This window comes from Rhodococcus sp. IEGM 1372, from assembly GCF_030056835.1.
Taxonomy (GTDB): domain Bacteria; phylum Actinomycetota; class Actinomycetes; order Mycobacteriales; family Mycobacteriaceae; genus Rhodococcoides.
In genome coordinates, this window is sequence record NZ_JASHKS010000004.1 from 326600 (window position 1) to 346833 (window position 20234).

Consider the following 20234-nt stretch of genomic DNA (forward strand, 5'->3'; position numbering starts at 1 on the left):
ACGCATTGCCGACATGACGAACAAGAGACTCCTGCTTGCCGCGATCGTGGTGGTCGTGACGCTGTTGACCGTCGCGTCGCTACTCGTCGGTGGATACGACATCACCGTCGCTTCGATGGTCGACGATCCCGCGGCCAGAAACATGTTCCTGATCTCGCGGGTTCCGCGCACGCTGGCGTTGATCTTCGCAGCCATGGCCATGAGCATCTCAGGGGTGATCATGCAGATGATCACCCAGAACAAGTTCGTCGAGCCCACCACCGCCGGTACGGCGCAGTGGGCCGGCCTCGGCGTTCTGGCCACATTGATCGTGTTGCCCGACGCCCCGCCGATGACCAAGATGCTCATCGCCACGGTGTTCGCTCTGGTCGGCACGCTGCTGTTCGTCGGCGTGCTCCGGCGACTGTCGGTCCGGACGACGTTGGTGGTGCCGCTCGTCGGCATCATGCTCGGGGCCGTCGTCGGGGCCGTCACCACGTTCCTCGCCGGGACTTTCGATCTGCTGCAGGCGATGTCGGCCTGGCGGTCCGGAGGGTTCAGTGGCATCGTGCGCGGGTTCTACGAACCGATGTGGGCGGTGATCGTCATTGCGGTGCTGGCATACCTGCTGGCGCATCGCTTCACAGTTGCCGGGCTCGGTAAGGAGCTCGCGACCAACGTCGGTATCAGGTACGAGCAGATCGTTCTGGTCGGAGTCGCCATGGTTGCCGTGGCGACCGGCGTCACCACGGTCGTCGTCGGGTTCATTCCGTTTCTCGGACTCATCGTGCCCAACCTGGTGTCGATGATGCTCGGCGACGACGTTCGCAAGAACCTCCCCTGGGTGGCGCTCGTCGGCGCCGGTCTGCTGCTGGCATGCGATCTCGTCGGTCGAACAGTTGTGGCACCCATGGAAATTCCCGCATCGGTCGTTCTCGGAGTTCTGGGGGCAGTCGTGTTCGTCGTTCTGATCGTGAGGCAGCGCCGGTATGTCAGTGCTTAGTTCCCGAGTGGCCCCGCGCATCGCCGGCCCGGTTCTGGACGGACCCAAGGCCTCGCGCTTCACTCCGAGGATGCGGTTGGCGGTGCTCTCGGTGATCGTGGCGATCGCCATCGTGTGCTTTCTGTTCCTGTTCGTGCGCGGATCGTTCGCATTCGCGTTCCCTCGGCGGCTGAACATGGTGGGAGCCATGGCCGTTGCGGCGTTCACGCACGGCCTCGGCACGGTGGTCTTTCATACCGTCACCGACAACCGCATTCTGACACCGTCCATCATCGGGTTCGATTCGCTCTACACGCTGATGCAGACACTGATGGTGTTCGTCTTCGGCGGCACCGTCATCGCCGACACCGAAGGGATCCCGAAGCTGTTGGCACAGACGGCATTGATGGTGGCACTGGCCACCGTGCTGTACGGCTGGCTGTTCTCCGGAAAGCTCGGCAGCCTGTTCCTGATGCTGCTGGTCGGCGTCGTGCTCGGGTTGGCGTTCGACAGTATCTCGACGTTTCTGCAACGCCTGCTCTCACCCACCGAATACGACATGCTCTCGGTCGAGCTGTTCGGCCGACTGAGCGCGGTGAAGGGGGACTACCTGCCGTTGGCGTTCGGGGTGTGCCTGTTCGCCGGAATCGTGCTGTGGAAGCGACGACACCACCTGGACGCACTGCTTCTCGGGCGGGAGGCAGCCATGGGGATCGGGGTGTCGTACAAGCGCGAACTGACGTCGATGCTGATGTTGATCGCTCTACTGGTGGCGTTCTCGACGGCGCTCGTGGGACCGATGACGTTCTTCGGTTTCATCGTGGCGACGCTGGCCTACCAGGTCACCGGCAGCTACAAGCACATCTACGTCCTCCCGATGGCGTTCCTGCTGGGCTTCCTGACGTTGTTGCTCGGGCAGTTCGTCATGCAGCACATCTTCTACGCCGGCGGATTCCTCACTGTCATCATCGAATTCGCCGGTGGCATCCTGTTCTTGATCATGATTCTTCGTAGGGGCACGCTGTGATCGACTTTCGTGATGTGACCAAGTCCTATCAGGACGTGGTCGTCCTCGGTCCTGTCACCGGCGCCATTGCCGAGGGCGGGATCACCTCGCTCGTCGGACCGAACGGTGCAGGAAAATCCACCTTGCTGACGATCATCGGGCGATTGCTCGATCCGACCTCGGGCACGATCACCGTGGGCGGGATGGATGTTCGCGTCACGAAGTCTCGGGAACTCGCCAAACACCTGTCGATCCTGCGTCAAGAGAACCACATCACCGCGCGGTTGACGGTCCGTGAGCTGGTCGGGTTCGGCCGGTTCCCGCACTCGAAGGGCAAGCTCGGTCCCGAGGACGAGGCGCACGTCGACGACGCCTTGGAATTCTTGAACCTGAAGGCCCTCGAAGCGCGATTTCTGGATCAACTCTCCGGTGGGCAGCGGCAACGAGCGTTCGTGGCGATGGTGCTGGCTCAGGACACCGAATATCTTCTGCTCGACGAGCCCCTGAACAATCTCGATCTCAAGCATTCGGTGTTGATGATGAAGCAATTGCGTCGTGCTGCAGACGAACTGGGCAAGACGATCGTGCTCGTAGTGCACGACATCAACTTCGCAGCTGCCTACTCCGACAGTATCGTTGCGATGCGTGACGGCGGCATCGTGAACACGGGCACCGCCGAGGAGATGATGCAGGACGACGTGCTGACCGAGGTGTTCGATACCCCGGTTCGCGTCCACGTCGTCGAGGGGCACCGCACTGCTGTCTATGTGCGGTAGTGGATCGCCGACGTGCACAATCGAGTGGTGAAGTTGCTGCTGATTGCCGACACTCATCTCCCGAAGCGCGCTCGTGATCTCCCCGCCGAGGTGTGGTCGGCTGTGGACGACGCCGATGTGGTGATCCATGCAGGCGACTGGGTGAACCTGGCTGCGTTCGAGCAACTCTCGCAGCGGTCGCGTCGACTGGTTGCATGCTGGGGCAACAACGACGGCGAAGAGTTGCGGGCTCTGATGCCCGAACGCGCCGACGTCGTGCTCGGCGGAGTCCGATTCAGCGTGGTGCACGAGACCGGTGCCGCGACGGGACGTGAACGACGAATGGCAGCGGCGTACCCGGAGACGGACGTGCTCGTGTTCGGCCACAGTCACATACCGTGGGACACGGTCGCGGACAACGGCCTACGGCTGCTCAACCCGGGATCGCCGACGGATCGGCGTCGGCAACCGTTCTGTACGTACATGACGGCCACGGCCGAAGGTGGTGCGCTGACGGATGTGGAGCTGCACCGCATCGCCCCTCGATAGAGGAGTCGACGTACTCACATTCCGCCGGCCACCCTGATGACGGTTCCGGTCGCGTATCGCGCATCCTCGGACAACAACCACGACACCGCACCGCCGATCTCGTCCGGCACACCGGGGCGACCGAGGGGAATGCTCGACGCCATCTTCTGTGGCCGCTCACGATCTCGGTGGAAGTCGGTCTCGATGATCCCGGGTGCCACTGCGTTGACGCGGATGTTCTGCGCGGCAACTTCTTTCGACAGTCCGACCGTCAGTGTATCGACGGCGGCCTTGGCTGCCGCGTAGTGGACGTACATGCCCGGACTGCCCAGTGTCGCGGCGGCGGAGGAGATGTTGACGATAGAGCCACCTGATTCGGCCATCGCCGCGATCGCGTACTTGCAGCAGGTGAGAACCCCGACGAGGTTGACGTCGAGATCCGCTCTGATGGTCTCGATGTCGTTGTCCACCAGCGCGCCCACGGCGCGCGCCGAACCGGCGTTGTTCACCAGACCGGTGACTGCGCCGATCTCGGCGGCTGCGGTGAACAGATCGATCACCGCCTGCTCGTCGGTGGTATCGGCTTGCACGGCGATCACCGTTCGGCCGTCGGTCGACAATTCGGCGGCCAACGCTTCCGCGGCAGTGGCGTCGGAGCGATAGCCGATCACCACATCGTGCCCGTCGGCCACCAGCCGCCTGGACACCGCCGCGCCGATTCCGCGACTACCGCCGGTGACGACGGTCAAGGGAGCATTCATCTCTCGACAATAACCATCGCGCAGCAGGCACAATGCACTGCAGACGCGATACGCACACGCGGGAAAGGAGGAACCGACGTGATCGATCGACCGGAATTGGCGGCGTTTCTCCGGCAGCGACGGCAGTCGTTGCAGCCGGAGGACGTCGGTCTGCCACGGGGGCAGCGCAGACGCACGCAAGGCCTCCGCCGCGAGGAGGTCGCAGAACTGTGCCACATGTCGACCGACTATTACGCACGACTCGAACGGGCCAGCGGACCTGCCCCGTCGACTCAGATGATCGCCTCCATCGCGCAGGGATTGCATCTGTCGCTCGGCGAGCGTGATCACGTGTTCCGGCTCGCCGGGCACAATCCTCCTGTGCGTGGGTCGTCGAGCGACCACATCAGCCCAGGACTACTACGCATTCTGGATCGACTGAACGACACGCCCGCCGAGATCGTGTCCGAACTCGGAGAGACGCTCCGTCAGACGCCGCTGGGTGCGGCGCTGACCGGCGATGCCTCGCAGCGCACCGGCCCCGAGCGAAGTCTGGGGTATCGCTGGTTCACCGACCCCGAGGCCCGGCGGTCGTATCCGCCCGAGGAGCGTGCAGCGCTGTCTCGGGTGTACGCGTCGGGTCTGCGCGAAATCGTCACTCTTCGCGGGCCCGAGTCGACAGCTGCTCAGCTTTCCACAGAGCTCCTCGAGGTCAGCGAGGAATTTCGAACACTGTGGGCGAAGCGCGAAGTGGGGGTTCGCCCGCCCGATTTCAAGCGATTTCTGCACCCGACGGTCGGTCTGCTGGAGCTGAACTGTCAGACCCTTCTGGACCCCGAGCAAGCGCATCGGCTGCTGGTGTACACGGCAGTCCCCGGCAGCGAAAGCTACGCCAAGTTGGAGCTGCTCGCGGTGGTGGGAACCCAGGTTCTGTCCTGACGTGATCCACGGTCTCGGCCGTATCAGTGGATCGGGAAGTCCTGGATGAGCTCGGAGTGATCGTCGAACATGGGTTCTGCAGATCGAATCCGCAGATCGACACCAGCACAGGAGCTTGTCATGGGCCGCGAAACACACACCTCACTTCCCGATCTGACGGGGAAGATTGCCGTCGTCACGGGAGCAAGCGACGGGATCGGAACGGTCATCGCCACGCAACTCGCCCGCTCCGGAGCCGAGGTCGTCATGCCGGTCCGCTCCGCCGCCAAGGGGGAGCGTGCTGCGAAGTCGATCCGGACTGCAGTACCCGGCGCACAGATCAGCACCCGCACGTTGGATCTGTCGTCACTGAACTCGGTGGCAGCGTTGGCGAGCGAACTCGTCTCGGAAGGCCGGTCGATCGACATTCTCGTCAACAACGCCGGCGTCATGCAGCCGCCCGAGCGTCAGGTCACCCGGGATGGGTTCGAGCTGCAGTTCGGTACCAATCACCTCGGCCATTTCGCGCTCACCCTCGGTCTGCTGCCGCTGCTGCGGAAGGGTGGTGCGCGGGTCACCCATCAGACGAGCATTGCGGCGCGATCGGCGACCATCAATTGGGACGACCTCAATTGGGAGCGTTCCTACGACGTCATGAAGGCCTACAGCCAATCCAAGCTCGCGGTGGCTCTGTTCGCACGTGAACTCGAGGCTCGTAGTAGGGCAGGCGGCTGGGGAATCACCAGCAATATCGCTCACCCGGGGATTTCGCCGACCAATCTGCTTGCGGCACAACCGGGATTGGGGCGACCGAAGGATTCTGCCGGCCGACGATTGATCGGCGTTCTTGCCCGCCTCGGCATTGCCGGCACTGTGGACAGCGCAGCGCAGCCGGGATTCGTTGCGGCCGCTCGTAGCGACGCAGGTGGGGATCAGTTCTTCGGCCCCAAGCGAGTCATCGGCGGGCCACCGACCGAGGTCGGCATGTGGAAGCCGATGCGCAGGATGGACGATGCGCGTCGCCTCTGGGACGCCTCGGAACACCTGACCGGCGTGCGGCTCTCGTCCTGAAAGTTCTCGGTCGTCACCGAGGGGTCGGCGAGGGCTCCCGGGCATGGTCGACCAAGTCGTGCACCAGCCCGATGATGACGTCCATCTGAGCGATGACTTCGACGCGCAATCGGTCCTGCTGGTCCTCCGGCATATCCGGAGTATCCGGCCGGTCGAGTGACATCAGTAGATCGATGTTGGTGCGTAACGCCGTCAGCGGCTCCATCAGTTCCGCACCGGCATCGATGATCAGCTGACCCTGCCGCGCTCGTGAACGAGACAGGGAAGCCAACATCTCGTTGAAGCTGTTGGCAAGTGATGCCAGTTCGTCGTCCCCGTTGACGTCGATGGGCTCGAAAGCTCCCGTGCGGGCAACACGTTCGGTACCGGCCCGCAGTCGCCTGACCGGGCGGAGTCCGGTGCGTGCCACGGCCGCGCCAGCGACACCTGCCAGTGCGACGAGAAACGCCCCGACGAGTACGAGAGCCAGCGTGAGTTTGCCGAGTAGCGGTGACGCCGACGTGAGCGATTCGGCCACCAGGATCGTTTCGCCGGTGTCGGTGCGCTTGGCCGAAATGTAATAGCCCCGCGCCTCGCGCAGGGACTGATCGGTGTCGCCGTCGATGACCGATCTTTCCGCGGCGTCCAGAACGCCGTCGGAATTGGTGAACGGCTCGGAGCCGTTCGTCGACGTCACCAATGCGCCGTCAGTCGTCGCGAAGGCGACCTTCACTGCGGTGCCCTCGGTGTCTCCGATGGCGAAGCCGAGCAGATTGGCCGGAACCCCCGTTGCCGCGCTGGCGATGATGGCGTCGCTGTTGCGTTCCACGCGGTCCGCGATCTGTGAGCGGAGGGCCTGCTCCGCGACGAGATAGATCGCGAGAGCACTCACTGCGACCGCCAGGGCTGCCACGCTCATCGTCAACACTCGGATGCGGCCGTGCAACGTCAGTGCTCTGGGGCGAGCGGTTGCACGTGGATTGCTCATTTCTCGAGTATGCCGGTCGATCAGCGAGGGCCACTCTGCAGGCCGCGTGGGCCGACGTCGACGTTCGGCGACGGTCGGGGCCGAGCGGGTTCGTGCAGCGGGGTTCGGCTCCCCGGCCCTGGTGCACGCGCGGCATGGGTCCGCCGTACTTCCGTGAAACTCCGATCTTCAGAAGGGCGGGGTGTCGGTGTCTTCGGCTGTTGGTTCTGTTTCGGGCTCAAGGTTGTCGGGTGGGTTGGGGTAGGCGATGTGGCCGGATCGTTTCGGTGTGGTGGGGATGTGTGGTCTGAGGTCGTTGCCGAGGATGGGTACGGATGTTGCGTTGGTGGGCAGGGTGATTCGGGTGGTCTTGGATGTCGATGTCCACAGGATCGCTCCGCCGGGGAGCATGACGGCTGTCCAGTAGCCGGCGGTTTTGACGGAGTGGTGGTAGTCGCAGAGGCATTGGAGGTTGTTGACGGTGGTCCAGCCGCCGCCGCGTGGGTTGGCGTGGTCGAAGGCCACGATGTGGTCGAGTTGGCAGCGTGCGGCGGGTCGGTGGCAGCCGGGGAAGCGGCAGTGTTTGTCTCGCAGGCGGACGGCTGCGGTGGTGAGGGCGTCGGGTCGGTAGATCAGGGCGCGGTCGGTGAGTGGGTCGCGGGGTACGGATTTGCCGAGGGTGGGGTCTGCGGCGATGGCGGCTTCGAGTGCTGCGGCGAGGGAGGCGTTGCCGAGGTAGATGCCTGAGGGTGTGCGGTTTGCGGGTGTGTGGCCTGCAGTGGGGATCGTTCGGTTGTTCGGCCGGATTGCCGAGCGTAGGTCGAGTGCTCTCATGTTGTGGGCGGGATGTCTGATGTCGTCCAGGTCGAGGGCAGAGCTGTGCCGTGTGCCCCGGGCGAGGGGGGTGTGGGTGCAGAACAGGGCTGCGGCGGAGGTCAGCGATTGCGGGCGACGCTGGTTGTCGCGGCTGTCGGCTGTGTGTGGGGATGTGTCAGCGCTCGGACTCGATGGTCCGTCCTCCATTGCTGTTGAAGTTTCATCCGTCGGTGCCGCCGTTGCGGTGTCGGACCGTTCGTGTTGTGTTGCAGCTGAACGTGTATCGGACGCAACGTTGGGTGCCGTCTCCGCAATCGGCGCAGGTACTTGTGCTGCATCGGAGCCACGGCCGGGATTTGTCCCCGGGCCGGAGGCCGAGTCCGCTGCTGTCGCCGGTGCTGGCGCAGTGGCCGTTGCCGTCACGCGTGTCGGCGAAGAAGCCGGGGTGGGTGATGGTGCGGTGGTTGATTCGGTGTCGGGGTCATTGCTTGCGGCGGATTCGTTCGCCGGTTCCGTTTCCGGTGCAGTGGTCGCATCGGTATCGGTGGAAGTGCCGGATCCGGTCTCGGAGTCCGTTGCCGATGCTGTGTCTCTACGAGTCCTGTTCCCGCGTGCTGCCGAGCCGGTGCTCGCTACCGATGCCGATGACGCTGCCGTTGATGCTGCCGGGTCGGTGTTCGTCGGCGGATCCGTATCTTCTTCTGTTTCCGGCGTGGGGTTTTTCGGTGTTCGTTCCCATTCCCCGGTGTCTGGGTTCTGTACAGCGAGCCCGAGTTTCTCCGCCAGCGTCACTGCTTCGGTGAGCAGGATCTGCCAGTGACTGTTGCGTGCCAACTCTCGTGCGAGGTCGGGGTCGATGGAACCGTGCCCGGCCAGATAGGCCGGGTTGGCGAGTAGCCCGATGAGGGTGGCGATGTCGACGGTGATCATCGTGAGCGGCACCCGCCGATCCGGCAGCACTGCCTCGGTTTTGGGGCAGTCGGTGCGTTGGCACAGGCAGCTCAGTCGGGGTTCGCCGTGCATGCGGGCCATGAATGCATCGCACAGTCGTTCTTTCTTCCCGCGCGGGTCTTTCGGGCAGAGGGTGTCGGCCATCTCTTCGAGGAGTTGCCATGCGGCGGCGGCTTCGGGTGCGGTCAGCTCTGCTCGGATGCGGGCGAGTTCGCCGGCGGGACTGTAGGTGACGGTGCGGAATTTCTTCGCGAACTCCCGCAGCGCTGCGGCTTCCTCGGGTGCGACGCGCAGCAGGATGTCCCAGATGGCCTGTTCGAGCGGGCCCGGGGACGATCTCCGCGCCGCTTCGACCACCTCGGCTTCGACGCGGGTGACGATGTCGTCGGAGAGGTTGTCGAGGATCCGGCATACCGTCCGCACACGGGGAAGGTCTATCTCACCGGTCTCGAACGCTGCCCGTAGCAGCGGCATCCGGGTGTGCAGAGCAACGCCGACGGAGACATACGCTTCGGCGACGGTCGCCGAGCAGCCCAACGCCACTGACATTTCCGTGCGCCCGTATCGGCTGTAATGCTTGTGTTTGGTGTCGCGGGTGATCCAGTCGCAGTGCACGCGATAGCAGGCGGTGATCTTGCGGGCCGCCTGCCGATTCTCTTCACGCGCGGCAGCGGTCAACGCCTCCAGTGACACGGTCGGTACTGCACCCATCTTTTCACCCCCCGGTGAGCAACATTCAGAACGTGCGTTCGAACTGAAAGAAGACTATCTCGACCCACCGACAAGAACGGAAAGGCGCTTCGGGGCAGCTGGCTTGCTGGTCAGAGCTGGTGATCGGGGCCGGCACCCTCGTTCCATCGTTGCGCCCATCGCCAGACTGGTTCGAGTGGCCGGCCCCAAATCATTGCCAAGTCTCGAGGAGGCAACAGGTGCCCGTCGGAGTCCTCGAGCAAACCGAACGGGCCGCGCCGCGGCTCCCCGAGGGATGTGCGGAGCGGCCCAGGCGGTCCGGTCACACCGTGTATGTAGGAGGAGCCGATTACCTCGACAAGTTCGTGTCGGGGTAATCGGCTCCGTAGACCGGATTTGTGTCTGCAACCGGGCGATCAGCTACCGAGGACGCAGAACTGGCCGCTCGTGAGGTTCAGTGCCAGTGACAGGGGGCCGACGCAGTCGACGCCCTGAGCCTCGGAGGTAGCGCCCGATCCCCACCCGGCGACAGCGAGTGTCGTCTGTCCGGCGTCTGCCCACGAATGAGCGATTCCGCCGCCGAGTGCCAGTGCGTACGCCGTCCCTGCATTCTTGCTCGCTCCGAGGGCGACGCCGTATCCGTTGGCGTAGGTGGTCGTCGCGCCCGGGCCGTCGTTGACGCTGACTGCGGTGCCGCTGTCGGCAGCACCTGCGGTGGCCCGTCCGGTTCCGTTCGAGGTTGCTCCGCAGCTCGCGGTGTCGTCGACCTGGATGTCGTTGGCCGAGGGCGGAGACACACAGTTGACGGGGGCTGCCGACGCAGTGGCCGTGCCCGACAGGGCTGCAACCGTCAATCCCGAGCCCATGGCGAATATTGCTGCGGTGCGGGCAATTCGACTACCGAACCGACTGGACGTGCGCGCGGAGGAGGAGGTGGAGGACGAGAGACGGGGGAGGGAAACAGAGAACAAAAGAAAGCTCCTTCACGAGCGAAACGGGCCGGTGCGGCACACGGTACCCCGCCCCGCGAGTCCATGGCAGCAAGCCGGTGAGGTTTGTGTAACGGTGCCGCTGGCATCCGGGGATGAATCGTCGTAGAAGTCCGGTTCTCCGCACCCTGACTGCAGCGGTCGCGGTACCCGGATGCGCGTTCGTGTTGCTGTTGTGCTCCGCTTCCGATCCATCGAATGTGCCTCCACCACTTGACTGTTCGGCTTCTCTGGCAGGGCCGGCGCTCGCGCACGAGATGGCAGGCGACTCCGCACGGCAGCGGGCCCCGGCGCCGATCTAATGCAAGGAAATCGTTACCGGACGGCTCTCGACGAGAGCCGACGATCCGACCGCGGCCGCGTCGAATACTGCCGATCTCGTCGAGGTGGAATCGACACGGTCGAGCCGACAGGGCGAACTAGACAGGTCGGTGTCACAGAAGAACTACCTCGCGTACCGGATCGATTTGTCGACGCTCACAATCAGTTTCACCTCCGAGGCCGAAGATGCTGGCCGTCTGCGTCGATGGTCGAAGACCTGACCTCACGAACCGACGCGACCAGAGTTTCGCCCGCCGCCAACGCACCTTCGGTCAGTGCGCGCTCCGACAGCTAGGGCGTTCGAGCGCGGTCGAACGCAAACCCGTCAGACGCTGCCTTCGTATCCGTGCTGGCGCCATGCCTCGTACATCGTCACTGCTGCCGCGTTCGCCAGATTCAACGATCGGCGGCCGGGAATCATCGGGATTCGCAGTCGATCGGTCACGTGCGGGTCGTCCAGAACGTCGTCGGGCAATCCAGTGGGTTCCGGTCCGAACAGGAGGACGTCACCGGGTTCGTATGCGACGTCGGCGTAGGACCGGGCCGCGTGGGCGGTGTAGGCGAACACGCGAGTCGGTGCCAGCGCGGCCCACGCCGAGGGCAGGTCATCGTGCACCGTCACCGACGCCAGGTCGTGGTAGTCCAAGCCTGCCCGCTTGAGCTTCGGCTCGGACATGTCGAAGCCGAGCGGACCCACCAGGTGCAGTTCGCAACCGGTCCCGGCGACCAGGCGAATCGCGTTGCCGGTGTTCTGCGGGATGCGGGGCTCGAAGAACATGAGTCGAAACACCCGGTTCACTCTGCCATCTCCAGCCCGGGAAGTATGGGGCAGGTGGACGACGAACAGACGATCGGCGAGGACTTTTCCGACACGCGACTGGACGGGCAGGAGTGGACCGGTAGACAGTTCGTTCGGTGCACCTTTCGTGATGCGGACATGAGCGGCGTCCGAACCGACTCGGTGGTGTTCACCGAATGCGACTTCACCGGCACGGACCTCACCGAATCGATTCACACGAACTCCGCATTTCGATCCTGCACTTTCACTCGTACCAATCTGCAGCACAGCACTTTTCGCCATTCGACTCTGATGGGATCGATGTTCGTCGACAGTCGTATGCGTCCCGCGACGTACGACGAGGTCGACTTCACGCTCGCGTCATTGGGCAGGGCCGACCTTCGCGGCCTCGATCTGACGGGGTGCCGAATGCGGGAGGCCAACCTCGTATCCGCAGACTTCCGCAAGGCCACGGTGCGCTCGGTCGATTTCACCGGTGCCCGCACCGTCGACGCGAAGTTCGACGAGGCAGATCTGCGCGGAGCCGTCGCCGACGCATCGCTGTGGGTCAGCGCGAGCGTGCGCAACACGAAGATCGAGCTGATGCAGGCCGTCGCATATGCAGGAGCGCACGGGCTCGTGGTCGAGGGCTGACGGCGGTGATTGGACCGGTGCGCCGCTGCTGACGCAGAACCTGGAACAATGACCGGGTGACTGCAACGATTCTCGATGGCAAAGCGACCCGTGACGAGATATTCGTCGATCTCACCGCCCGCGTGGCAACGCTGCGTGAGAAGGGCATCACCCCAGGTCTGGCGACCGTGTTGGTGGGCGACGATCCGGGTTCGGCTGCGTACGTCCGGGGCAAGCACAACGACTGCGCCAAGGTAGGCATCACGTCGATTCGTCGCGACCTACCCGCGGACATCACCCAGGCAGATCTCGAGGCCGTGATCGACGAACTCAATGCCAACCCCGAATGCACCGGCTACATCGTCCAATTGCCGTTGCCGAAGCATCTCGACGAGAACGCTGCGCTCGAGCGAATCGATCCGGACAAGGACGCCGACGGTCTGCACCCGATCAACCTCGGCCGTCTGGTGCTGGGCAAGGACGCCGCACTGCCGTGCACACCTCGCGGGATCGTGCATCTGCTGCGCCGCTACGACGTTGCTCTCGACGGCGCGCATGCGGTGGTCATCGGCCGCGGTGTGACGGTCGGGCGACCCATCGGCCTGCTGCTCACGAGGCGTTCGGAGAACTCGACCGTTACTCTGTGCCACACCGGAACTAGTGATCTGGCCGCCGAGGTCTCACGTGCGGACATCGTCATCGCCGCTGCCGGAGTGCCCGGATTGATCACTGCGGACATGGTCAAGCCTGGTGCTGCTGTGCTCGATGTCGGGGTGACCCGCACCGAGGACGGATTGCGCGGCGATGTCGCCGACGGTGTCGCGGAGGTGGCAGGGTTCCTCTCGCCCAACCCCGGTGGTGTCGGACCGCTGACGCGGGCCTTCCTGCTCACCAATGTCGTCGAGCGCGCCGAACGCGTCGCCGCCGAGAGCTGAGCGGACCCGACGTGAACGATGCAGAGGACGAGCGAAGCGAGCCTGATCCGGGATTTCGCGCGGCAGTCGCGCGCAACCTACCGATCGTCGCAGTCTCGGTCGTCGTCCTCGCCGCGCTGATTCTGGTGCTGGCCGATCGCTGGCGGCGCGGCGCGTTCATCTTCGGATGCGCAGCGCTGCTGGCGGCCGTCCTGCGGCTGTGTCTGCCCGAAACACGTGTCGGCACACTGCAAGTGCGCAGTCGCGTGTTCGATGTGTTGGCGCTGGGTGGCGTCGGCGGAGCCATTGTCTTTCTGTCGCTGTCGATCGATCCGCTGGGAACCGACTGACCTCGGCGCTGAAGCACCCGGTGAACGAGTGCGGTGTCAGCGCCGACCGAGGCGGGCCAGCTCCATCGTCTCGGCGAGCAGCTTGGCCACCGAATCGGCCTCGGTGAGGAAGCCGTCGTGTCCGTCACGCGACTGGATCACTTCGAGTCCGCGGCACTGGGGGAGTTCGCGAGCGATCTCCTTCTGCAGTCGAAGCGGATACAGGCGATCGGAGTCGACTCCGCCGACGATGGTCGGGACAGATGTGGACGCAAGAGCGTCGGCCACTCCGCCGCGGCCACGGCCTACGTCGTGTCGGTTCATCGCTTCGCTGAGCAGGACGTACGTCGCCGCGTCGAACCGGTTGACGAGCTTGGCAGCCTGATGCTCGAGGTAGCTCTGCGCGGAGTACCTGCCACCGGCCCACGGGTCTTCGTCGTTCTGCGGTGAGTTTCCGAACCTGATATCGAGTTCGCTCTCGGTCCGGTACGTCAGATGCGCGATGCGCCGCGCGATGCCGAGTCCGGCCGACGGTGAGGTGCCGGTGTCGTGATAGTTGCCGCCGAGCCATCCCGGATCGGCTTTGATCGCGGCGATCTGTGTTGTCTGGGTGCCGATCTGGTCGGCGGTCGCCCTGGCACCGACCGCGAGGACCAACGCCGCCGCCACTCGGTCGGGATGTCCCACGATCCATTCCAGGGTGCGCATACCGCCCATCGAGCCGCCGACGACGGCTGCGAACCGCTCGATTCCGAGGACGTCGGCCACGGCCGCCTCGGCAGCGACCTGATCGCGGATGGAGATGTCCGGGAAGCGAGACCCGTAGGGGGTTCCGTCGGGCGAGACGCTGCTCGGGCCCGTGGTCCCGCCGCACCCGCCGAGCACGTTCGTCGCCACGACGCACCACTCGTCGGTGTCGATAGGGCAACCGGGACCGACCATTCCGTTCCACCACCCGGGCAGGGCGTGATCTGCGTCCGGCGGACCGGACACGTGCGAGTCCCCGGTGAGGGCGTGTTCGACGAGCACGACGTTGCTGCGGTCGGTGGCGAGTTCACCCCACCGCTGCACCGCGACGGTCACCTGGGGGATTCGCTCGCCGTTCTCGAGATCGAGACCACCGATGTCGATGGTGCCCAACCGCCCGTCCGGAGACGGAAGAACCGCCTCCGGACGAACGCCTGTGTCGCAGCTGTTGCTCAAGATGCCGCCGCGCTGAATCCGACCTCGAGATCGGCGATGATGTCGTCGATCCCCTCGATGCCCACGGCGAGACGGACCAGGCCGGGAGTGACGCCCGATGCCAGCTGCTCCTCTGGAGTCAGCTGGGAATGCGTGGTGGATGCCGGGTGGATGACGAGTGAGCGCACGTCTCCGATGTTAGCGACGTGGCTGTGCAGAGTGAGAGCGTTGACGAACTTCGTGCCCGCGTCCACACCGCCCTTCAGCTCGAACGCGATGATCGCGCCCTGCCCCTTCGGCAACAATTCCTGCCCACGCTGGTACCACGGCGACGATTCGAGTCCGGCGTAGTTGATCGAGACGACGTCGTCGCGACCGGCGAGGAAGGCAGCGACCTTCTGCGCATTCGCCACATGCCGCTCGATCCGAAGGCTCAACGTCTCCAGACCCTGACTGATGAGGAAGGCGTTGAACGGCGAGACTGCAGCACCGATGTCACGCAGCAGTTGGACGCGTGCCTTCAATGCGAACGCGGGCGCGCCCAGATCGGCGAACACGACGCCGTGGTAGCTCGGATCCGCGGTGGTGAAGTTGGGATGACGGCCCTGCGTCCAATCGAAGGTGCCACCGTCGACGATGACGCCCGCGATGGCTGTTCCGTGTCCGCCGAGGTACTTCGTCGCCGAGTGCACCACGATGTCGGCACCGTGCTTCAACGGCTGCAGCAGGTACGGCGTCGCCACGGTGTTGTCCACGATCAGCGGGATGCCGTTCTCGTGGGCCACTGCCGAGATCCCCGGGATATCGAGGATGTCGTTCTTGGGGTTCGAGATCGACTCGCCGTAGAACGCCTTGGTCGACGGAGTGATCGCGGCACGCCACTGCTCGAGGTCGTCGGGATCGTCGACGAACGAGACGGTGATACCCAGCTTGGGGAGCGTGTAGTGGAACAGGTTGTACGTGCCGCCGTAGAGCCGCGGACTCGACACGATGTGGTCGCCCGCCTCGGCGAGGTTGAGAATCGCGAACGTCTCGGCGGCCTGCCCCGACGCGAGCAGCAATGCCGCGACGCCACCTTCGAGGGCCGCGATGCGCTGCTCGACGACATCCTGTGTCGGGTTGATGATCCGGGTGTAGATGTTGCCGGGCTCGGCCAGACCGAACAAGGCGGCGGCGTGATCGGTGTTGTCGAACGTGTACGAGGTGGTCTGGTAGATGGGCAACGCACGAGCCCTGGTGGTGCCGTCCGGTGTCTGACCCGAATGGATCTGCTTGGTCTCGAAGCTCCAGTCGGCTGCGGGATCGGTGAACGGATCCTCGGTGGGTACTCCGGTGGCGTCGACGACGTCGGGGGTGGAATCGGTCATGGCTGGTGATACTCCGTTTTATTGAGACGAGTGTGTCTGAGACGAATCGAATGTCGAATCGAGCTCGAGAAGTCGAGCGCTACGGGGCGTATCGGTACAGCAACACATGGAAGAACCTCCTGACAGGCTTCGGCCCCTGGGGACCGAAGGTTCAGTGGGTCCGCTTCCTGCGGACCCGCGCTTGTCGAAACGGCACTCGCGTGCCGTATCGGCCTGGTCGTTCACCCGGGGCACCCCACCGCGGTTGGAGGGTTGCCGGCCAGCAAGCCGGGGCTCGATGCTGGCACTCATGACCTGGCGAACATCGTAGCGGGTAACGGCCACCCCACCGGAACGAGGGCATGGCGTCCGATCGGGGCGAGCTCGCGCAGATGTTCGGGTGAGGACAATCACCGTGCATCTGCGCGAAACAATCTGCCCTCGGGAAGACAATTGACGGGAGCGACGTTGCCTTCTGGGTCGGACCCGGTGGGTCCCCGACCGCAGGCTCGAATTCCGGCCGCTTCCTCTGCCCCCGATTTGCACACGAAGGTTGTACTGCTGTGACTGTCACCGATTCCGCTCTTGCCCGAGTCAGCGCTGTGCGCGGCAAGGTGTCGAGTGGCCTGAGTGTCAGTCACCGACCGCACTCCACCCGCCGCAAGCTCGCGATGCTGGCACTGTCCATCGGCGGCTTCGGGATCGGCACCACGGAGTTCGCGTCGATGGGGCTGTTGCCGGACATCGCCACGACGATGGGGATCTCCGAGCCCTCGGCCGGCCACATGATCTCCGCGTATGCGCTCGGCGTCGTGGTCGGTGCGCCGACCATCGCAGCCCTGGCTGCTCGCGTGCCCCGGCGGATGTTGCTGCTGGCGCTGATGGTGGCCTTCACGCTCGGCAACCTCGGCACGGTGTTCGCGCCCAGCTTCAACGAACTCGTCGCCTCGCGCTTCGTTGCCGGCCTACCGCACGGTGCGTACTTCGGTGTCGCGGCCCTGGTGGCTGCTCACCTCGCCGAACCGGGCAAGCGAGCCAAGGCCGTCGCGATGGTGATGATGGGACTCTCGGTCGCGAACGTCGTCGGCGTCCCGATGGCGACCTGGATCGGGCAGGCGTTGGGATGGCGCAGTGCATTCACCCTCGTGGCTGTCATCGGTGCCCTCACGGTCGCCGCGCTCGTCCTCTGGATGCCACGACTCGACGCGATGCCGACCACCAGCCCCATCACCGAGCTGGGCGCACTGCGCCGCAGCCAGGTATGGATGACATTGTTCGTGGGCATCGTCGGATTCGGCGGCATGTTCGCGGTCTACACCTACATCGCGTCGACGCTGACCGACGTTGCCGGTCTCGCCCGCGCACTCGTTCCGGTCGCCCTGATGATCTACGGACTCGGAATGGTCGTTGGAAACTACGCCGGCGGCTGGCTCGCCGACCGGTACCAGCTCAAGGGCACCTTCGTCGGTCTGGCCGCTACTGCGGTAACTCTTGCGGTGTTCGTCGTGGCCGCACACAATCCGATCACCGCACTCTTGCTGGTGTTCCTCATCGGCGCGTCCGGCTCTTCTGTGGTCCCCGGTCTGCAGACGAGGTTGATGGACGTGGCCGAGGACGCTCAGACGCTCGCCGCATCGCTCAACCATGCCGCGTTCAACCTCGCCAACGCCATCGGAGCGGCAGTCGGTGGTGCCGTGATCGCCGCAGGATTCGGGTACACGGCACCCGCCGCCGTCGGCTCGGGCCTGGCGGTGGCCGGTCTCGGTGTACTGGCCACCGCCATGTGGATGGACAAGCGTTCCGCCGCGTAGGAGCGCCCAGGATCAGCCGGTGATCGTTACCGGCGTTCCACCGAGTGCGATGTGAAACGCCTGGCTCAACCTTCACCGAACCTCCACATTTCCCGACGGGCTCCTCCACGTGCGCCCTCTAGGGTCAGTTCTCATGAGCCGCACAGTTCTCGTCGTCGACGACGAGCCCACGATCTCCGACGCCGTTGCCGCTCGGCTGCGCGGCGAAGGGTACGAGGTCGTCACTGCCGCCGACGGTCCGGCTGCCGTCGACGCGTGCGCCAGGATCGATCCCGACGTGGTGGTGCTCGATCTGATGCTGCCCGGGTTCGACGGGCTCGAGGTGTGCCGCCGTATTCAGGCGTCCCGCCCGGTCCCGGTGTTGATGTTGACGGCCAAGTCCGACGAGACGGACATGCTCGTGGGCCTGGGCGTCGGCGCAGACGACTACCTCGGCAAGCCGTTCAGTATGCGCGAGTTGGTCGCTCGCGTGCACGCCCTGGTTCGGCGTGCCGAGCGAGCGGTGGAAGCCGAACCGCAAGCGGTTCGAGTCGGTGACGTGCAGATCGATCACCGGGAACGGCGGGTGACCACTTCCTCCGGTGACATCCACTTGACCAGAACGGAATTCGACATCCTCGCCTATCTGGCTGCTCGGCCGCGCACTGCGGTCTCGCGGGAGACCCTGTTGTCCGAACTCTGGGGCTGGGACGATTCAGCCAGCAGCAGGACGGTCGATTCTCACGTGAAAGCGTTGCGGCGCAAGCTCGGTGGCGATCTCATCCGCACCGTGCACGGCGTCGGCTATGCCGTGGAGTCGCCGCGATGACGCGCATGCTGCCGCGTCCGTTGGATCCGTTGCGGTCGTTCAAGCTCAAGGTTTCGCTCGTCGTCGGTATCGTGCTGGTGCTCGCGAGCGTCGTCTTCTGGATCGGGGCGGGCTGGCAATTTCGCTACACCCTCCTCGCAGCTCTCGTCGTGTCCTTGGCCGTGACACAGTTCGTCGCCCACGGGATGACGTCGCCGCTGCGCGAGATGACCTCGGCCGCCAAAGCGATGGCGAGAGGGGACTATTCGACACGAGTGCGAGCCACGTCGAGGGACGAGGTGGGCGAGCTCGCCACGGCGTTCAACACCATGGCGAGTGACCTGGAAGCTGCCGAGAAGTACCGCCGCGAACTGATCGGCAACGTCTCGCACGAGTTGAAGACGCCTATCGCTGCGCTGCGTGCCGTGCTCGAGAACATGGTCGACGGGGTGACCGACGCGAATCCCGCAACGCTGTCGGTGGCGCTGCGTCAAACCGAACGACTCGGAGATCTGGTCAGCGAACTGCTCGACCTGTCTCGGGTGGAGGGCGGTGTGCTCACCATTGCCCCGGAGGAGTTTGCGGTGCAGCAATTCCTCGAGGACGCGACCTCCGTTCACCGAGGACGAGTGTCGATCGTCGTCTCGCCCGGAGATTCGACGGTCGTGGCCGACCGATCTCGCATGACACAGGTGATCACCAACCTCGTCGACAACGCTGTGCGGCATTCCCCCCATTCGAGCACTGTGACGCTGCGGGCTCACCGAATCGGCGGAGCCTATGCATTCGACGTCGTAGACCAGGGGCCGGGCATCGCCCTCGCCGATCGCCATGCGGTGTTCGACCGATTCATCCGCGGCGGATCCACCGACGGTGGAACAGGTCTCGGCCTCGGCATCGCCCGCTGGGCCACCGAACTGCACGGCGGAACCATCGAAGTTCTCGACACCGAATTCGGCTGCCACATCAGAGTGGCCATCCCCGAGCACTGACTTTCCCGATCCACCCGAACCGCGACTGCTCGTCTTCGTACCGCAGCCGGCGACCTTCCATGCCCGAAACACACAACAAGGAAGTGTTATGAGCACGATCGACATTCCGATTCAGCCGAGATCGAAGCACGTGCGCTCTGTCTGGGGGCCGCGCACCTGGCCGGTGCTGCGGTATTCGCAGCCCCCGCGCGCGGCACTCCTCGGGTCGGCTCTCGCCGGACTGGTCGGAGCAGCGACGTTGGTGGACAACACGTTCGGTGTACTGGTCACTGCCGTGGCCTTCGTCGTAGTCGTGCTCGCGGCCCGCCGCGGCAGGCTCTCGCGGTGGGAATGGGTCGGCGTGGCAGGAGCGCTGGCCTTGGCGAGCGTGTCGGCACTGCGCGCGGCCGAGTGGATCGTGACGATGTCGACGACGTTGGCCATCGTGGTCGCAGTGGTGGTGCTCTCCCGTGCCTGGACGTGGACGGGAATTGCACTCGGCGGTCTCCTGCCGGTGTTGCTGCCGGTGCGGGTTGCTCGGTGGATCCGACGCGGAGCCGGTTCGATCGACCTGGAGGGGCCGCGGCCGGTGCGGGCCGGCATGGTCGCCGTTGTCACGATCGCACTCGTCGCCGTGTTCGCAGCGTTGTTCGGTGCGGCCGACAAGCGCTTCTCGGATGCACTGGGCGCGGTGACGCCCGAGTTCGATGCCGTGTCCATCTTCGGACGCATTCTCGGGCGGATTCGAGCGGTGGTCGCAACGGGCCTGATCATTAGGGATGTTTGCGATG

At 64.8% G+C, this 20234-nt stretch carries 21 protein-coding genes and 1 riboswitch; of the genes, 14 read left to right on the forward strand and 7 right to left on the reverse strand.

What is annotated here, in order from left to right; all coding sequences use genetic code 11:
* Positions 1-13: 13 nt before the first annotated feature.
* Genes QM590_RS07870 through QM590_RS07885 form a run of 4 tightly spaced genes read left to right on the forward strand, consistent with a single transcriptional unit; the run spans position 14 to position 3271 of the window.
* A complete protein-coding gene (locus QM590_RS07870; protein WP_269594439.1) occupies positions 14-982 on the forward strand; it encodes an ABC transporter permease in 969 nt (322 codons plus the stop codon).
* On the forward strand, positions 969-1988 hold the full coding sequence (locus QM590_RS07875) for an iron chelate uptake ABC transporter family permease subunit (protein WP_269594440.1): 1020 nt from the start codon (positions 969-971) through the stop codon (positions 1986-1988). Before QM590_RS07870 ends, QM590_RS07875 begins: the two co-directional genes overlap by 14 nt.
* Positions 1985-2743, forward strand: a complete 759-nt coding sequence (locus QM590_RS07880; RefSeq protein ID WP_269594441.1) for an iron ABC transporter ATP-binding protein — start codon at positions 1985-1987, stop codon at positions 2741-2743. The genes QM590_RS07875 and QM590_RS07880 overlap by 4 nt, the downstream gene beginning before the upstream one ends.
* A 27-nt stretch (positions 2744-2770) precedes the next feature.
* Positions 2771-3271, forward strand: coding sequence for a metallophosphoesterase family protein (locus QM590_RS07885; RefSeq protein ID WP_068051769.1), 501 nt, complete (start codon positions 2771-2773; stop codon positions 3269-3271).
* A gap of 14 nt (positions 3272-3285) precedes the next feature.
* On the opposite strand, the gene QM590_RS07890 is transcribed toward QM590_RS07885, so the two are convergent.
* On the reverse strand, positions 3286-4011 hold the full coding sequence (locus tag QM590_RS07890; protein WP_068051766.1) for an SDR family NAD(P)-dependent oxidoreductase: 726 nt from the start codon (positions 4009-4011) through the stop codon (positions 3286-3288).
* A gap of 78 nt (positions 4012-4089) precedes the next feature.
* Between QM590_RS07890 and QM590_RS07895 the strand changes: the two genes are divergently transcribed.
* Together QM590_RS07895 and QM590_RS07900 are read left to right on the forward strand one after the other, a co-directional pair.
* A complete protein-coding gene (locus tag QM590_RS07895; protein WP_269594442.1) occupies positions 4090-4929 on the forward strand; it encodes a helix-turn-helix transcriptional regulator in 840 nt (279 codons plus the stop codon).
* A 120-nt stretch (positions 4930-5049) separates the two neighbouring features.
* A complete protein-coding gene (locus QM590_RS07900) occupies positions 5050-5979 on the forward strand; it encodes an SDR family oxidoreductase (RefSeq protein WP_269594443.1) in 930 nt (309 codons plus the stop codon).
* Positions 5980-5992: 13 nt separating this feature from the next.
* Here QM590_RS07900 and QM590_RS07905 read toward each other — a convergent pair whose 3' ends face one another.
* From QM590_RS07905 to QM590_RS07915, 3 genes are all read right to left on the reverse strand, one after another.
* On the reverse strand, positions 5993-6946 hold the full coding sequence (locus QM590_RS07905) for a methyl-accepting chemotaxis protein (protein ID WP_269594444.1): 954 nt from the start codon (positions 6944-6946) through the stop codon (positions 5993-5995).
* Between the two features lie 168 nt (positions 6947-7114).
* Positions 7115-9403 carry a DUF222 domain-containing protein gene (locus tag QM590_RS07910; protein WP_283279008.1) on the reverse strand — a complete coding sequence of 763 codons (2289 nt, stop codon included), beginning with the start codon at positions 9401-9403 and terminating at the stop codon, positions 7115-7117.
* 395 nt (positions 9404-9798) lie between these two features.
* On the reverse strand, positions 9799-10353 hold the full coding sequence (locus QM590_RS07915; protein ID WP_269596797.1) for a DUF6764 family protein: 555 nt from the start codon (positions 10351-10353) through the stop codon (positions 9799-9801).
* Between the two features lie 329 nt (positions 10354-10682).
* Here QM590_RS07915 and QM590_RS25930 point away from each other — a divergent pair, with 329 nt between their 5' ends.
* Positions 10683-10913 (forward strand): DUF4349 domain-containing protein, encoded by a 231-nt coding sequence (locus tag QM590_RS25930; RefSeq protein ID WP_411741304.1) that lies wholly within the window; start codon positions 10683-10685, stop codon positions 10911-10913.
* A gap of 104 nt (positions 10914-11017) precedes the next feature.
* Here QM590_RS25930 and QM590_RS07920 read toward each other — a convergent pair whose 3' ends face one another.
* The gene (locus QM590_RS07920; RefSeq protein ID WP_188078563.1) at positions 11018-11482 is read right to left on the reverse strand and encodes a tRNA (cytidine(34)-2'-O)-methyltransferase; all 465 of its coding nucleotides are present in this window, start codon (positions 11480-11482) and stop codon (positions 11018-11020) included.
* Between the two features lie 33 nt (positions 11483-11515).
* On the opposite strand from QM590_RS07920, the gene QM590_RS07925 reads away from it, so the two are divergent.
* Genes QM590_RS07925 through QM590_RS07935 form a run of 3 tightly spaced genes read left to right on the forward strand, consistent with a single transcriptional unit; the run spans position 11516 to position 13367 of the window.
* Entirely contained in the window at positions 11516-12124 is a 609-nt protein-coding gene (locus tag QM590_RS07925; RefSeq protein ID WP_269596796.1) for a pentapeptide repeat-containing protein, read from the forward strand.
* A 56-nt stretch (positions 12125-12180) separates the two neighbouring features.
* Positions 12181-13038, forward strand: a complete 858-nt coding sequence (locus QM590_RS07930; protein ID WP_269596795.1) for a bifunctional methylenetetrahydrofolate dehydrogenase/methenyltetrahydrofolate cyclohydrolase — start codon at positions 12181-12183, stop codon at positions 13036-13038.
* A gap of 11 nt (positions 13039-13049) precedes the next feature.
* The gene (locus QM590_RS07935; RefSeq protein ID WP_068051743.1) at positions 13050-13367 is read left to right on the forward strand and encodes a DUF3017 domain-containing protein; all 318 of its coding nucleotides are present in this window, start codon (positions 13050-13052) and stop codon (positions 13365-13367) included.
* Between the two features lie 36 nt (positions 13368-13403).
* Here the strand turns inward: QM590_RS07935 and metX are convergent, their stop codons facing one another.
* Both metX and QM590_RS07945 read right to left on the reverse strand, forming a co-directional pair.
* The gene (gene metX / locus QM590_RS07940; RefSeq protein WP_373557636.1) at positions 13404-14552 is read right to left on the reverse strand and encodes a homoserine O-acetyltransferase MetX; all 1149 of its coding nucleotides are present in this window, start codon (positions 14550-14552) and stop codon (positions 13404-13406) included.
* On the reverse strand, positions 14546-15895 hold the full coding sequence (locus QM590_RS07945) for a bifunctional o-acetylhomoserine/o-acetylserine sulfhydrylase (RefSeq protein ID WP_269596794.1): 1350 nt from the start codon (positions 15893-15895) through the stop codon (positions 14546-14548). The genes metX and QM590_RS07945 overlap by 7 nt, the downstream gene beginning before the upstream one ends.
* Positions 15896-16067: 172 nt before the next feature.
* A riboswitch (SAM riboswitch) is annotated at positions 16068-16190 on the reverse strand.
* Between the two features lie 355 nt (positions 16191-16545).
* Here QM590_RS07945 and QM590_RS07950 point away from each other — a divergent pair.
* The 4 genes from QM590_RS07950 to QM590_RS07965 all read left to right on the forward strand — a co-directional run.
* Positions 16546-17685 carry an MFS transporter gene (locus tag QM590_RS07950; protein WP_269596799.1) on the forward strand — a complete coding sequence of 380 codons (1140 nt, stop codon included), beginning with the start codon at positions 16546-16548 and terminating at the stop codon, positions 17683-17685.
* Positions 17686-17818: 133 nt separating this feature from the next.
* Positions 17819-18493: a response regulator transcription factor gene (locus QM590_RS07955; RefSeq protein ID WP_269596793.1), complete on the forward strand. Its 675-nt coding sequence runs from the start codon at positions 17819-17821 to the stop codon at positions 18491-18493.
* Positions 18490-19464: a HAMP domain-containing sensor histidine kinase gene (locus tag QM590_RS07960; protein ID WP_269596792.1), complete on the forward strand. Its 975-nt coding sequence runs from the start codon at positions 18490-18492 to the stop codon at positions 19462-19464. The genes QM590_RS07955 and QM590_RS07960 overlap by 4 nt, the downstream gene beginning before the upstream one ends.
* Before the next feature lie 88 nt (positions 19465-19552).
* Positions 19553-20234: DUF4153 domain-containing protein (locus tag QM590_RS07965; RefSeq protein WP_349307171.1), on the forward strand; the 682-nt coding region annotated here is incomplete at its 3' end.

Bases quoted from the DNA above. Each gene is read 5' to 3' on its own strand.
- QM590_RS07960 (WP_269596792.1), top strand. From the start codon at position 18,490: ATGACGCGCATGCTGCCGCGTCCGTTGGATCCGTTGCGGTCGTTCAAG.
- QM590_RS07955 (WP_269596793.1), top strand. From the start codon at position 17,819: ATGAGCCGCACAGTTCTCGTCGTCGACGACGAGCCCACGATCTCCGAC.
- QM590_RS07945 (WP_269596794.1), bottom strand. From the start codon at position 15,895: ATGACCGATTCCACCCCCGACGTCGTCGACGCCACCGGAGTACCCACC.
- QM590_RS07875 (WP_269594440.1), top strand. From the start codon at position 969: ATGTCAGTGCTTAGTTCCCGAGTGGCCCCGCGCATCGCCGGCCCGGTT.
- QM590_RS07910 (WP_283279008.1), bottom strand. From the start codon at position 9,403: ATGGGTGCAGTACCGACCGTGTCACTGGAGGCGTTGACCGCTGCCGCG.
- QM590_RS07900 (WP_269594443.1), top strand. From the start codon at position 5,050: ATGGGCCGCGAAACACACACCTCACTTCCCGATCTGACGGGGAAGATT.
- QM590_RS07870 (WP_269594439.1), top strand. From the start codon at position 14: ATGACGAACAAGAGACTCCTGCTTGCCGCGATCGTGGTGGTCGTGACG.
- QM590_RS07905 (WP_269594444.1), bottom strand. From the start codon at position 6,946: ATGAGCAATCCACGTGCAACCGCTCGCCCCAGAGCACTGACGTTGCAC.
- QM590_RS07950 (WP_269596799.1), top strand. From the start codon at position 16,546: ATGCTGGCACTGTCCATCGGCGGCTTCGGGATCGGCACCACGGAGTTC.
- QM590_RS07890 (WP_068051766.1), bottom strand. From the start codon at position 4,011: ATGAATGCTCCCTTGACCGTCGTCACCGGCGGTAGTCGCGGAATCGGC.
- QM590_RS07925 (WP_269596796.1), top strand. From the start codon at position 11,516: ATGGGGCAGGTGGACGACGAACAGACGATCGGCGAGGACTTTTCCGAC.